The organism is Mesorhizobium sp. M0590, from assembly GCF_040320905.1.
Classification (GTDB): Bacteria; Pseudomonadota; Alphaproteobacteria; order Rhizobiales; family Rhizobiaceae; genus Mesorhizobium.
In genome coordinates, this window is the sequence record NZ_JAMYQN010000003.1 from 135,472 (window position 1) to 148,653 (window position 13,182).

Genomic DNA, 13,182 nt, shown 5'->3' on the forward strand with positions numbered 1-13,182 from the left:
CCTCGAATTAAGCGGCCTTTTCCTTGGCCTTGCGCGGCAGGTGCGCGACAATGTTCTCGATGATGCGCATGCCGGCATTGTGGCCGAGCGTCATGATCGACTCCGGGTGGAACTGCACTGCGGCGATCGGCTCCTTGCGGTGCTCGAAGGCCATGATGATGCCGTCCTCGGTCTCGGCGGTGACGACAAAACCATCGGGCAGCCGCACCGGATCTGCAAAGATCGAATGATAGCGGCCGACCGTCACCTCCTTGGGCAGGCCGGAGAAGATGATGCCCGGCTTCGACACGCGGATGCGCGACGGCTTGCCATGCATCGGGATGTGTAGTTGGCGCAGCTCGCCGCCATAGGCCTCGGCCAGCGCCTGCAGCCCGAGGCAGACGCCGAAGATCGGCAGGTCGCGCGCACGGGCCCGCTTGATGGTGGCGGCGCAGTCGAAGTCCTTCGGCGTGCCGGGGCCGGGCGAGAGCACGACCAGGTTTGGCTTCAGCCGGTCGAAGATCTCGTCCGGCACCGGCGTGCGCACCGTCGAGACATTGGCGCCGGTCTGGCGGAAATAGTTGGCGAGCGTATGGACGAAACTGTCCTCGTGGTCGACCAGCAGGATGTTGACGCCGTCGCCGACACGCGCGGTGCTGCGTTCGGTGCTGGCGGCATTGCCTGATTTGGCGTCGCGGATGGCGGAGAGCATGGCGGATGCCTTCAGTTCGGTTTCGGCTTCTTCTTCCTCGGGAATGCTGTCGAAGAGCAGCGTGGCGCCGGCGCGCACCTCGGCGATGCCGTCCTTGATGCGAATGGTGCGAAGCGTCAGGCCGGTGTTCATGTCACCGTTGAAATTGACCATGCCGATCGCCCCGCCATACCAGGCGCGCGGGCTCTTCTCGTTCTGCTCGATGAAGCGCATGGCCCATAATTTCGGCGCGCCGGTGACGGTGACCGCCCAGGCATGCGACAGAAAGGCGTCGAAGGCGTCCATGCCTTCGCGCAGCCGCCCCTCGATGTGGTCGACGGTGTGGATCAGGCGGGAGTACATTTCGATCTGGCGGCGGCCGATGACGCGCACCGAGCCCGGCTCGCAGACCCTCGACTTGTCGTTGCGGTCGACGTCCGAGCACATGGTGAGTTCGGATTCGTCCTTCTTCGAATTGAGCAGCTTCAGGATCTGCTCGCTGTCGGAGATGGCGTCGTCGCCGCGCTTGATGGTACCGGAGATCGGGCAGGTCTCGACGCGGCGGCCGTTGACGCGCACGAACATTTCCGGCGAGGCGCCGATCAGATATTCGCCCTCGCCGAGATTGATGAAGAAGGAATAGGGCGAAGGGTTGATGCTCTTCAGCTTGCGGGAAATCTCGGAGGGCTGGGTTTCGCAGCGTTCGTAGAACATCTGCCCCGGCACCACTTCGAACAGGTCGCCGCGCTCGAAGCTCTTCATCGCCTTGCGCACCAGCTTGGCATATTCGCCGGGCTCGTGGTCGCCGCGCGGCGGGATGCGGTCGGCGGTCCTGAACGGCTCGACGATTTCGTCGCGCGGCAGGCCTTCGGTCGAGAAGCCATCGCCGGAATAGTCGTAGCGGTCGGTCCAGGCCTTGGTCGAATAGTGGTCGACGACGAGGATCTCGTCGGGCAGGAACAGCACGAGATCGCGCTGGCTTGGCTTGCGCTCGAGCTTGTAGTCGACCGGATCGAACTGGAAGGCGAGGTCGTAGCCGAAGGCGCCATAGAGGCCGAGATTGGCGTCTTCCTCGGTCTTGAACAAAGCCGTGATGGCGCGCAGCACGGTGAAGACGGAGGGAACGCGGCTGCGTTCCTCTTCGGTAAAGATACGATCGGGCTTGGCGACCTCGAGGCGGATGAGTTTGTTGGACGTCTCGGCGATCGTGACATCGTCAAGGCCGGCAAGCACCGTGCCGATCACCGGCAAAAGCACGTCGCCGCGGCGGTTCAGCGCCTCGATGCGCATGGCGCGGCCGCGTGCCGAGATCACCACCGGCGGATCGATGATGGCGGTGTCCCAGCGCGTATAGCGGCCGGGATATTCGTAATTCGAGGAAAACACGGCGCCGCGGCGCGAATTCAGGCCATCGACATAGCCGTCGATCGCCCCCTCGTAAGGCCGGTCATGGCGCTGGCGGGTAATCGCCACGCCACCTGCTGTGACGAAGCGCTCGGCGCCATTCTCCAGAATTTTCGTCGTCATTGCCGTCTCCATCAGCGTCTTTGGGGCAACGGACCCGGGAATGGCTTGAAAAAACAAATGGCCGCCCGGACATTCCGCTGCGGCCACCCTCTATTGTCACGCGAACGCGTTCGAACAGGCCGCTGTCAGCGAGCCCACCACCAAATGGTCTTGATCGAACGCATATTCATGGCGAAATCCATAGCCGCGAAAAGCGGTATGCGCAACAGGTTTGAAAGTCTGTGGGGTGGCTGCCGCTTTCGCAACCCATGGCACATGGCCAAGACCGGCCGTCCTGCCTAGACTCTGCATCAAACAGCAGGAAGACGGGAAAACATCAAATGACCCAGCAGTTCGACCGCGCACGGACGTTCCATTCCCTCCATGTCAAGGGAAACCCGATTGTCCTCTACAATGCCTGGGACCCAGGCTCCGCCAAGATCATCGAGAAAGCAGGGGCCAAGGCCATCGCCACCGGAAGCTGGCCGGTCGCGGCCGCTTTCGGATTCGCGGATGGCGAGAAAATCCCGTTGGAACTGGCGCTCGAAAACATCAAACGCATCGTTGCGGCGGTGGATGTGCCGGTAACCATGGACCTCGAGGGGGGTTACGGGGTCGCTCCGGAGGTTGTCGCCCGCAGCGTGACGCTCGCCGTGCAGGCAGGAGCCGTCGGCTTTAATTTCGAGGATCAGATCGTCGGCGGCAGTGGGCTGCACGACATCGCCATACAGGTGAGGCGGATCGAAGCGGCTGCAGCGGCGGTGAAGACGTCGGGTATTCCGGCCTTCATTAACACCCGAACCGACATTTTCCTGAAGACTAAACCGAATGCGCACGACAAGGCTCTTCTCGATCAGGCGATCGAGCGGGCGCACGCCTACGAAAGGGCCGGAGCGCATGGCTTCTTTGCGCCGGGGCTTGCCGATGAAGGCCTGATCGAGGCGCTCTGCGAGGCAACGGCATTGCCGGTCAACATCATTGCCCTGGCGCATGTGCCGCCGCGCCAGAGGCTTGCCGAACTCGGCGTCGCCCGCGTGAGCCATGGTCCGGTGCCGTACCGGCAGATGGCCGAATGGCTGGAGGCCAAGGCGCGACAGGCGATTTCGGGGTAGCCTGGCGGGGTGCGTCAGTCCTCCAACGTTCCCGACCTTGCATCGGCGCTCGTCCCGTCGCCGACCAGCTTCAGGAGGTCTTCGCCGGCGCGGATGATGCGGCGGGAACGCCGCGTCAGGATGAGGCCCGCCTGCGGCGCCAACACTTCCGTGCGGCCGTCGGGCTCGCCGGGCGCGTGGACGATGGTGGCAAGGCGCGCACCCTTGGCTACCCGGTCGCCCGGTTTCACGTCGTAAAGGATCGCGCCCGAGCGGGGCGCCGGCATCATCTCGATGTTTTCGAGCGGCGCGACGAGCCCAACGAAGCTGCCAGGCGCGGGCAGCGCCTGATCCTGGATGACGTCGCGCGCCACCAGCAGCCGGTAGAGCCCTTCGGCATCGGCACCGGCGAGGGCGCCGTCGACATCGAGTATGCCGCGATATTCGACCGTGGTGGCGACGCGCCGGTCGAGGCACGCGACGTCGGCTGGAGCGTTCTGATACGGCATGATTGAGGCGCCCTCGAAGGTGCCGTCGGGATCTTCGTGCCACAGCATCACCGCATCGACGCCCATGGCCGCCGCACAGTCCGCCATGGCCGGCCACAGGCTCGTGTGGACGTAGAGATAGGTGAGGCCTTCATCGTCGCAATGCAGGTCGAGCACGATGTCGTGGCCGATGGAGAGCTGCAGCAGCCGCGTTTTCAGCCGCTGGTCGACCGTGCCGTGCGCCGGCAGCAGCGTGAGGTCGGGCGCGGCGAGCCGCGGAAAGCCGCGATTGAAATTGGTGCGCGTGCCCAGATGGAAGCGGCCCTGATGGTCGCCGTAGAGATATTGCGCGCGGCCGATCGGATTGGCCCAGGGAACGATGGTCATATTGCCGGTGATGCGGCCTTCGGCTTCCGCCTTGCTGAGCATCGGCATCAGCGTGTCGATGGCGACGACGCCCGGCAATTCGCCGGCATGAAGTGCCGCCTGCAGATAGGCGGAAGGCGCCGTCTTGTCCGTTCCGGCGAAGCGGAAGACGGGGAATTCGTAGGAAACGCCTTCGCTGTCGCCGGCGACGCGTTCGATGGACTTCTGCATGGGATGGCTCCGGGAGAAGAGGCGGAACACATGCCCTTTTGCCGCTGGGCTGTCGATTGGTCCAGCCGGCGCCGCCATGGGCGCACGATTCTACCCGGCCGTCACACCAGCGGCTTGAGTTCCTGGGCGATGGTCGGCAGAAGCTCCGAGACGTTCGGGTGGATGTGCACGGCGCGCGCCAGCGTGCTGACCGGCGCCTTGGCATACATCAGGTCGAGCACGCAGTGCACCGCCTCGTCGCCGCCCGGGCCGAGCACCGAACAGCCGAGGATCTCCCTGGTGTCGGCATCGACCAGGATCTTCATGAAGCCTTGCGTCTCACCTTTTTCGACTGCACGGCTGACGCGGGTCATTGGCCGCTGGCCGACCAAGACGCGTCGGCCGGATTTCCTTACCGCGGCTTCGGTCATGCCGCAGCGGCCGAGTGGTGGGTCGATATAGAGCGCATAGGCCTCGATGCGGTCGCTGACCTTGCGCGGATCGTTGTCGAGCAGGTTGGCGGCGACGATCTCGTAGTCGTTGTACGAGGTGTGGGTGAAGGCGCCCTTGCCGTTGCAGTCGCCCATCGCCCAGATGCCGGGCACGCTGGTGCGCAACTGGTCGTCGACGACGATGAAGCCGCGTTTGTCGACCTCGACGCCGGCTTTGTCGAGGCCGAGATCGTCGGTGTTTGGCGTGCGGCCGAGCGCCAGCAGCACATGCGAGCCGACCGCAGCCGCCTTGCCTGGCGAGAAGGTCACGGCGATTTCGTTGCCTCGCCTGGCGAAGCGGATGTCGTCGGCGCCGAGATGGACGGCAATGGCTTCGTTTTCGAGGATCGACAAAATGGCATCCGAGACATCCTCGTCCTCGCGACCGATCAGACGCGGGCTTTTTTCGATGACCGTGACTTCGGAACCGAAGCGGCGGAACATCTGCGCGAATTCGAGCGAGACATAGCTGCCGCCGACAACGATGAGATGGCGCGGCAGCACGTCGAGATCCATCATCGAGGAATTGGTCAGGTAAGAAATGCCGTCGATGCCGGGCAGGTCGGGCACCGAGGCGCGGCCGCCGGTGTTGAGGAATATCTTTTCGGCGCTCAGCAGATCGTCGCCGACGCGCACCGTGTTGGCGCTTACGAAGCGCGCATGGCCGCGATAGAGCGTGCATTTGTCCATGCCGGCAATCCAGTCTTCGAGATTGCCGCGGGCGTCGTTGGAGACCTTGTCCTTGCGCGCCTTGATCGCCTTGTAGTTTACGCCGACGGGACCGGATAGCGTCACCCCGTAATCCGCGGCGGAGCGGGCGAGATGCGCGGCATAAGCGCTTGCCACCATCGTTTTGGTCGGCGTGCAGCCGGTGTTGACGCAAGTGCCGCCGACCAGCTTTCGCTCGATCAGCGCCACGCTCATGCCGGCCGCATTCAGCCTGCCGGCGAGCGGTGGGCCGGCCTGCCCGGCACCGACGATAATGGCGTCGAATGTCTTTGCCGTCATGCCACCGCCGCCACGATCAGAAGCCCGCCGACGATCGCCACAGCGTCCTCGATGAAGGCGGCCGGCGGGTCCTTGCCGAAGGCGGCGGCCAGGCGTTTACGCGCCTCGGCGCCGCCCAGCGTGCCGATCACCGCGCCAACGGCGCCGGCGATCAGGCCGCCGATGATGGCGCCACCGGTGGCGCCGATCACCGCGCCGGTGAAAGCGCCCAAGACGATACGCGTGCCGAATTGCTGCGGCACCTTGCGGCTCGGCGCCGAGGGCAGCTGGTCGGTGACCAGTTCGGCGATGGCCAGGATGGTGAAGATGCCGACGGCGATCCAGTGGCCCATGAAGCTCGCCCAGGTGTCCGCGACCGGCAACCAGCCAAGCCAGGCGCCCCAGGCGACGGCGGCGGGCGCGGTCATGGCGCGAAGCCCGGCAACGATGCCAATCAGGAGTGCAAAAATGTACAGCATGATTGATCCCCTCGATGGCCGGCTTGGGACAGGTCCGAGAGGGCAAGCTACCATAGGTCCGGTATTTGACCAGAGGTGGTGTCGCCGCCGGCGCTTCCGTTTTTTCACCACTTGTGCTTTGGCAAAGTTGAAACTGGAGTTGCAGCCATGGCCGGAAGCGAACGCATGAAAATGGCGGCGGGCGAGTGGTATTGCTGCCTCGATCCGGAACTGGAGGCGTTGCGCATCACGGCGCGAGACGCGGTGTTCGAGCACAACAGCCTGCCACCCCGGCAGCGTGGCGATATCGGGCCTGGATTGCGGACGCTGCTCGGCGCTGCGGGCGAGGGCGCCCGGATCGAGGCGCAGTTCCACTGCGCCTATGGCTTCAACATCTTTCTCGGCGACCGCGTTTTTCTCAATGCCGGCTGCATCATTCTCGACACGGCGCCAGTGCGCATCGGCAAGGGAACGCTGCTCGGCCCGAATGTGCAGATCTATTGCGCCGAGCACCACAAGGAGGCTGCCGGGCGACGGACAGGGCTGGAGATCGCCAAGCCGGTCGAGATCGGCGACAATGCCTGGATCGGCGGCAGTGCCGTCATCCTCGGCGGAGTCAGGATCGGCGATGGCGCCATCGTCGGCGCCGGTGCTGTGGTGACGCGCGACGTGGCGGCGAACACCACGGTGGTCGGCAATCCGGCACGGGTAATCAGCAACAACTGAGCACCGTGCTTCTGTCGCCGGTCACGTCCTCGTTCTGATGGACATGGGGGCGGCTATGTCACTTGGCCGGAGGTGGATGCAACCGTGTGTCGAGCGCAAACGCCTCCTGGGTCTTCATGGCGTATGCCCCTCTGGCGAGGCTCGCGTCGAAGATCAGGTTCCAGCTACGCTGCGATACCGCGCTCGGAATCACCACGAACCGGTGCCGTTGCAGAAGATCGTCGCCAAACGCCTGTTGCCCGGAGCTCGGAATGCCCGGGCGCAACCAGTTGGGGTTGGGCACGGCGGCGGGGTCGACGATATGCACATCCGCGACATCGCTGACGATCGCTGCCGTCATGACATGCGCTATCGTGTCGAGCGCCCTGAAGCCCTTATGAACCGCAACCTCGAGGATCGCAGTCGACGGATCGATCGAGCAGTAGACGGCGCGCACGCCCTTGCTGTTCCAGCGTCCGCCCACCCTGTATGCGCCCTCGCCACTGTCCCATGTAGGCGCAAACGCGGCTTGATCGAGGCGCCATCCGATGAGGTCGGAGCCACCAAGCGCCGCCGGCAGCGGCGTCATGCATAAACGCCATATTCAAGCCGTTCCAGATAGTCTTCTACAAGCTCGATCCCCGCCGGCGTCGCCAGAAGGTCGATTGGACGACGCTGGTCGAGCCCAATCGCCGGGCGCTCCAGCCATTGCTCTGCCTCCGCCTGCGAACCGAACACGTCGGTCGCTTTCGACAGGATCTCCGCGAACTTCCAGGTGCGTCCGCTCTGGTCCTGACTGAGAGGCTTGGACGGAGCATCCTTGCGGCGCTGGTAGGTGCGCAGGCTCATGCCGACGGCCTTCTCCAGCGAATCGGTCTTCTGGATGAAGACGAGTTGCCCGATAAGATGGTCCAGCGCTGAAGCCGGCAGGCCGTGCAGAAGCAACTCGTGGGCATCCAAAGCGCTGCTGAGGCGCCTTGCCAGAATGCGGCTGCCGCCTAGCAATTTCGCCACCTTCTGAAGTTCATTGTTTTTTGCTGCTGGCGCAGCCTTTTCCAATGCCATCGCCACGGCGAGCCCTCTTCGCGTCATCTGTCGCTTTAATATATGACAGATGACGCAGAGCCTTTCAAGCACGACAGGATCGAGAGCAGGGCAATCGCTTCGAGAGAAAAGATAGCCTACTCGGGCCAGATGGCAGTCCAACGTCGGCACTGAAGCGATTGCCCTGGAATCGAGCGCGAGCCGAATTTCACCTCGGCATGTGCGCCACGCGCTCCTCCTGAGCACTCTTCGAGAATTCGCGCCGGTACTGCGCCGGCGAGGTTCTGAGGCGCGCTGCGAAATGCTGGCGCAGCGAGGTAGCGCTGCCGAAGCCGGCCTCGAAGGCAACCGTGTCCATCGATTTTTCCGTTGCTTCCAGCAGCCGTTGCGCCAGCTGGACGCGCTGGTCGGTCAGCCAGTCGCCGAAACTGGTGCCGATCGTTTTCTGGAAACGGCGCGTGAACGTCCGGCGGGTGAGGCCGGCGTGACCGGCAACGCTGTCCAGACTGTGCGGCTCACCCAGGGTTTTGCGCACCGCTTCGAGAGCTTGGGTGAAGCGGTCCGCATTGCCGGTCCTGGCGATGGGACGTTCGATGAATTGCGCCTGCCCGCCCTGCCTGTGCGGAGAAAGCACGATCTGCCGGGCAAGGCGAAGTGCCGCCTCCGCGCCGTAACGAGCCCGTACGACGTGCAGGCAGCAGTCGAGCCCGGCGGCGACGCCGGCGGATGTCACGACATCGCCATTGTCGATGTAGAGCACTTCCGGTTCGACGAGAATGTCGGGATAGAGTTCCTGCAGCTGATCCGCGTAGGCCCAGTGCGTCGCCGCTCGCCGCCCCGAAAGCAGTCCGGTCGCCGCAACAGCGAACGTTCCCAAGCACAGTCCGACGATCAGCGCGCCGCGCTCGTGCGCGCCAAGCAACGCGTCGATCAATGCCGCTGGAGGCGAGCTCCCGAGATCTTTCCAGCTTGGCACGATGACGATGTCGGCGTCATCGAGCGCGGAAAGCCCGTGCGGGACGCTGATGGTCAGCCTGGCATCGGTGCGGATCGGCCCGTCCTCAATCGCGCAGACCCGGAAGTCGAAGCGCGGCAGGCCGAGCTCCGTGCGATCCGCGCCGAACACGAGACACGGCACGGAGAGATGAAACGGGCTGATGCCATCGAAGGCGATGGCGGCAACGGCAGGATCGGTCATGGGAGCTCCAGCAACGGGTGAGGCCGATTGTCCCAATTCTTTCGAATAATGTCAATCGGGACACTTTTTGCAATCCGGTGCCGAGCTTATCGTCCACCCATCAATGTCCAACGGGAAAGGAAACCCCATGTCGCAACCAGCCAAAGGCAAAGCTCCACGCCGCGCCCTCATCGTCATCGATGTTCAAAACGACTATGACGGCGGCAATCTCGCCATCCAGCATCCGCCCTTCCGCGACAGCGTCGTCAATGTGGCGCGAGCGATGGATGCGGCCACCGAGGCAGGCGTCAAGGTGGTGGTCATCAAACAGTTGGCGCCGGAAACCTCACCGGTCTTCGCCAAGGGCAGCCATGGCGCCGAGTTGCACCCGGAAATCGCCAGGCGAAACCGTGACCACTACATCGAAAAGAACTTGCCCAGCGCCTTCACCGGCACGGACCTCGAGGAGTGGCTGCGCGCCAACTCTATCGATACGATCACGGTCATCGGCTACATGACGCATAATTGCGACCTGTCGACGGTCATCCACGCCGTGCATATGGGTTTTGAGGTCGAGTTCCTGTCGGACGCAACGGGGTCATTGCCGTACGCCAACAGCGCCGGCTACGCTTCGGGGGAGGAAATCCATCGCGTGGTGACGATCGTCCTGCAGTCGCGCTTCGCGGCCGTTCTCAAGACCGCCGAGTGGATCGATTGTCTGAAGACCGGCGTGGTACCCCAGCACGACACACCCTATGCCTCCAACCAGCGCGCGCTGGCGCGAAGCGCGGCTTAGGGACGAGCTCGTCGCGAAGTCGCCAAAAGGGCGCCGCAGCGTTGCGGCGCCCTTTGCCGTTCAAGCGTTGATTATCCCTAAAACAGGCCTTCGATCTGGCCCATTTCGTTCAGGAAAATCTTTTCCGAGGATGGCGCTTTGGGCAGGCCGGGCATGGTCATCACCTCGCCGCAGATGATGACGACGAAGCCGGCGCCGGCAGACAGCCTGACCTCGCGCACCGGTACGGTGTGGCCGGTCGGCGCGCCGCGCAGATTCGGATCGGTGGAGAAGGAATATTGCGTCTTGGCCATGCAGACCGGCAAATGACCGTAGCCGGCGTGCTCCCAGGCGTGGAGTTGGTCGCGCACCGATTTGTCGGCGATCGCTTCGGAACCGCGATAGATGCGCTGGACGATGGTGTTGATCTTCTCGAACAGCGGCATGGCGTCGGGATAGAGCGGGGCGAATTGCGACGCGCCGGATTCGGCCAACGCCACGACTCTTTTGGCCAGTTCCTCGATGCCGGCCGATCCCTGAGCCCAGTGCTTGCACAGGATCGCCTCTTCGCCCATCGAGGCAACGTAGTCCTTCATCGCCTGGATCTCGGCCTCTGTGTCGGAGTAGAAATGGTTGATGGCGACCACAGCCGGCACACCGAACTGACGGATGTTCTCGATGTGGCGGCCGAGATTGGCGCAGCCCTTCTTGACCGCCTCGACGTTCTCCTTGCCGAGGTCCTCCTTCTTGACGCCGCCATTCATCTTCATGGCGCGAACCGTGGCGACGATGACCGCCGCGGCGGGCCTCAGGCCGGCCTTGCGGCATTTGATGTCGAAGAACTTTTCGGCACCGAGATCGGCGCCGAAACCGGCTTCGGTGACGACGTAGTCGGCAAGCTTCAGCGCCGTCGTCGTGGCAACGACGGAGTTGCAGCCATGCGCGATGTTGGCGAAGGGGCCGCCATGCACGAACGCCGGGTTGTTCTCCAGCGTCTGCACGAGATTGGGCTGCATGGCATCCTTCAAGAGTACGGCCATGGCGCCGTCGGCCTTGAGGTCGCGCGCATAGACGGCCGACTTGTCGCGACGATAGGCGACGATGATGTCGCCGAGGCGCTTTTCCAGGTCCTTCAGGTCGGTCGACAGGCACAGGATGGCCATGACTTCCGAGGCGACTGTGATGTCGAAACCGGCCTCGCGCGGGAAACCGTTGGCGACGCCGCCGAGCGAACAGATGATCTCGCGCAGCGACCGGTCGTTCATGTCCATAACGCGGCGCCAGACGACACGGCGGGTGTCGATGCCGAGCTCGTTGCCCCAATAGATGTGGTTGTCGATCAGCGCCGACAGCAGATTATGCGCGGTGGTGATGGCGTGGAAATCGCCGGTGAAGTGGAGGTTCATGTCCTCCATCGGCACGACCTGCGCGTAGCCACCGCCGGCGGCACCGCCCTTGACGCCGAAATTCGGTCCGAGCGAAGCCTCACGGATGCAGACGATGGCCTTCTTGCCGAGGCGGTTGAGGCCATCGCCCAAGCCCACCGTCGTCGTCGTCTTGCCTTCGCCGGCCGGTGTCGGGTTGATGGCGGTGACGAGGATCAGCTTGCCATCCTTGTTGCCCTTCACCGACTTGATGAACTCGGCCGAGATCTTCGCCTTGTCGTGGCCGTAGGGCAGAAGATGTTCGCTCGGAATGCCGATCTTCTGGCCGATCTCCTGGATCTGCTTCTTCCTGGCGCCGCGCGCGATCTCGATGTCGGACTTCACTTCGGCCATGGACGACTTCCCTCTGAATTGGACGGATTTGACTAGTGTGGTCGCAAGAATAGCCCGGCATTGCAGGCGCGGGCATGTTCTACCCCTGTCGCTGCCGCGGCGTCAACTTTCATGCAACTATGTTTCCTACGAAGAAAATGCCTCTGCGGCCGGCTGCCCTGCTACAGGTTCTTTTCGCGCCGGTTGCCGCGCCGTATAGAAGCCAGAGCAGGCGCGGTTCCGCCGTCTCAAAACAGCCGCGTAATACGCGAAAAGCGACAGAAGCAACGGCGCAAATTCACCAGCGCCGGCTGTGCGGGACGATCCGCTACTGCGTCAGCACGTTGCTGATCTCGACCATGTTCGAGCGCACCCTGAGTATGTAAAACCCCATCGTCGTCAGATGTGTCGGCAACAGCCAGCCGTCCTCGCGGCCATTGGCGATGATGAAGGGCTGGATGCGCAGCGCCGAGACGAATTGCGCGTCCATCGTATCCCACAGGTTCTGCAGGTGCTTTTCCTTGATGACGTCCTCGAAGTCGGCCTGTGCGCCCTTCATCAGCCCGTAATAGGCATAGAGCTGGCCATAGGCGAACCAGAAGCGGTCGTCGGCGCGTGTGTCGAACCAGCCATTATTGTGGTTTTCGGCACGCTCCTTGAGGATCGCCGAGGTGGAACCGATATCGGACGAAATGCGGTCGATATACTGCTTGAGATTGTCGGCGCGGGCATCGAATGTCGCCTGGCAGGCTGCGAGGCGGGCGTTGAAGGAACGCAGCTTGCGCACCGCGTCGCGATAGTAGCTCGGCGTCGGCGTCTTGGGCCCGAACGGGTTCAAGCCGAAATACCAGGTTTCCTCATCGAACTGCAGATTGCCGCGGGCGTCCTGCAGGTCGGCGTCGATCTGCGAGGTGGTGCGGACGCGGCCGAGATTGTCGGCAAGCTCGGTCGCCGTGCGCCGCACCGCCTGGTTGATGCCGCGCTGGAACGACGCCTTGTTGTCCATGAACGGCGTGTGGTCCCAGTCGATGCCGAACAGGCCGAGCTTGTAGAGGATCATCGACGACACCCAGGCATTCTGGTTGACGTTGAAGTCGGTCAGGTCGGCAGCGACCTGGGCAATGGCTGAATTTCCGCAGGTCTTGGCCGTGTCGGTGCCGGCGCCGGCGGAAACCTGTTCACCGGCGGAGCTGTTGCGTTTTTCGAACGTGTATTTGTCGACGTAATTCGGGTCGAAATTGTTCCACCACTGGGTGGCGTAGAAGAAGTTGACATAGAGACCGATCAGCACGAGCACAGCCAGGCCGAGCACCGCCTTCAGGATCCAGCCGCGTTGCGTGTACCAGCGCCCCGCCCACAGGAACGGCCACAGGATCGCGCCGATGAGCAGGCCGATGCCGCGGCCAATCCACTGGAAAATCCGGGTGAAGAAATTCACGATCGGATCAAGCATGGCG

Annotated in this window: 12 protein-coding genes; 3 read left to right on the forward strand and 9 right to left on the reverse strand. The window is 63.5% G+C overall.

The window, feature by feature from the left end:
• Positions 1 to 7 precede the first annotated feature (7 nt).
• Entirely contained in the window at positions 8 to 2,197 is a 2,190-nt protein-coding gene (locus NKI52_RS07675) for an anthranilate synthase (protein WP_352638277.1), read from the reverse strand.
• A gap of 320 nt (positions 2,198 to 2,517) precedes the next feature.
• Between NKI52_RS07675 and NKI52_RS07680 the strand changes: the two genes are divergently transcribed.
• Positions 2,518 to 3,288, forward strand: a complete 771-nt coding sequence (locus NKI52_RS07680; RefSeq protein ID WP_352456438.1) for an isocitrate lyase/PEP mutase family protein — start codon at positions 2,518 to 2,520, stop codon at positions 3,286 to 3,288.
• A 14-nt stretch (positions 3,289 to 3,302) separates the two neighbouring features.
• On the opposite strand, the gene NKI52_RS07685 is transcribed toward NKI52_RS07680, so the two are convergent.
• From NKI52_RS07685 to NKI52_RS07695, 3 genes are all read right to left on the reverse strand, one after another.
• The gene (locus tag NKI52_RS07685) at positions 3,303 to 4,352 is read right to left on the reverse strand and encodes a M14 family metallopeptidase (RefSeq protein WP_352697525.1); all 1,050 of its coding nucleotides are present in this window, start codon (positions 4,350 to 4,352) and stop codon (positions 3,303 to 3,305) included.
• 101 nt (positions 4,353 to 4,453) lie between these two features.
• A complete protein-coding gene (locus NKI52_RS07690) occupies positions 4,454 to 5,830 on the reverse strand; it encodes an FAD-containing oxidoreductase (protein ID WP_352697527.1) in 1,377 nt (458 codons plus the stop codon).
• A complete protein-coding gene (locus NKI52_RS07695; RefSeq protein WP_023679520.1) occupies positions 5,827 to 6,288 on the reverse strand; it encodes a membrane protein in 462 nt (153 codons plus the stop codon). The genes NKI52_RS07690 and NKI52_RS07695 overlap by 4 nt, the downstream gene beginning before the upstream one ends.
• A 147-nt stretch (positions 6,289 to 6,435) precedes the next feature.
• On the opposite strand from NKI52_RS07695, the gene NKI52_RS07700 reads away from it, so the two are divergent.
• Positions 6,436 to 6,993 carry a sugar O-acetyltransferase gene (locus NKI52_RS07700; RefSeq protein WP_023679519.1) on the forward strand — a complete coding sequence of 186 codons (558 nt, stop codon included), beginning with the start codon at positions 6,436 to 6,438 and terminating at the stop codon, positions 6,991 to 6,993.
• 58 nt (positions 6,994 to 7,051) lie between these two features.
• Here NKI52_RS07700 and NKI52_RS07705 read toward each other — a convergent pair whose 3' ends face one another.
• From NKI52_RS07705 to NKI52_RS07715, 3 genes are all read right to left on the reverse strand, one after another.
• A complete protein-coding gene (locus tag NKI52_RS07705) occupies positions 7,052 to 7,561 on the reverse strand; it encodes an RES family NAD+ phosphorylase (RefSeq protein WP_023679518.1) in 510 nt (169 codons plus the stop codon).
• The gene (gene parS / locus NKI52_RS07710) at positions 7,558 to 8,037 is read right to left on the reverse strand and encodes a type II RES/Xre toxin-antitoxin system antitoxin (protein ID WP_352638288.1); all 480 of its coding nucleotides are present in this window, start codon (positions 8,035 to 8,037) and stop codon (positions 7,558 to 7,560) included. Before parS ends, NKI52_RS07705 begins: the two co-directional genes overlap by 4 nt.
• A gap of 187 nt (positions 8,038 to 8,224) precedes the next feature.
• The gene (locus NKI52_RS07715; protein ID WP_352690594.1) at positions 8,225 to 9,214 is read right to left on the reverse strand and encodes a helix-turn-helix domain-containing protein; all 990 of its coding nucleotides are present in this window, start codon (positions 9,212 to 9,214) and stop codon (positions 8,225 to 8,227) included.
• A gap of 127 nt (positions 9,215 to 9,341) precedes the next feature.
• Here NKI52_RS07715 and NKI52_RS07720 point away from each other — a divergent pair, with 127 nt between their 5' ends.
• Complete coding sequence (locus tag NKI52_RS07720) at positions 9,342 to 9,989, forward strand: cysteine hydrolase family protein (RefSeq protein WP_023679515.1); 648 nt, start codon at positions 9,342 to 9,344, stop codon at positions 9,987 to 9,989.
• Positions 9,990 to 10,066: 77 nt separating this feature from the next.
• Here the strand turns inward: NKI52_RS07720 and NKI52_RS07725 are convergent, their stop codons facing one another.
• Both NKI52_RS07725 and NKI52_RS07730 read right to left on the reverse strand, forming a co-directional pair.
• Positions 10,067 to 11,746, reverse strand: coding sequence for a formate--tetrahydrofolate ligase (locus tag NKI52_RS07725; RefSeq protein ID WP_023679514.1), 1,680 nt, complete (start codon positions 11,744 to 11,746; stop codon positions 10,067 to 10,069).
• A gap of 307 nt (positions 11,747 to 12,053) precedes the next feature.
• Positions 12,054 to 13,178 carry a DUF2333 family protein gene (locus NKI52_RS07730; RefSeq protein ID WP_023679513.1) on the reverse strand — a complete coding sequence of 375 codons (1,125 nt, stop codon included), beginning with the start codon at positions 13,176 to 13,178 and terminating at the stop codon, positions 12,054 to 12,056.
• Between the last annotated feature and the right edge of the window lie 4 nt (positions 13,179 to 13,182).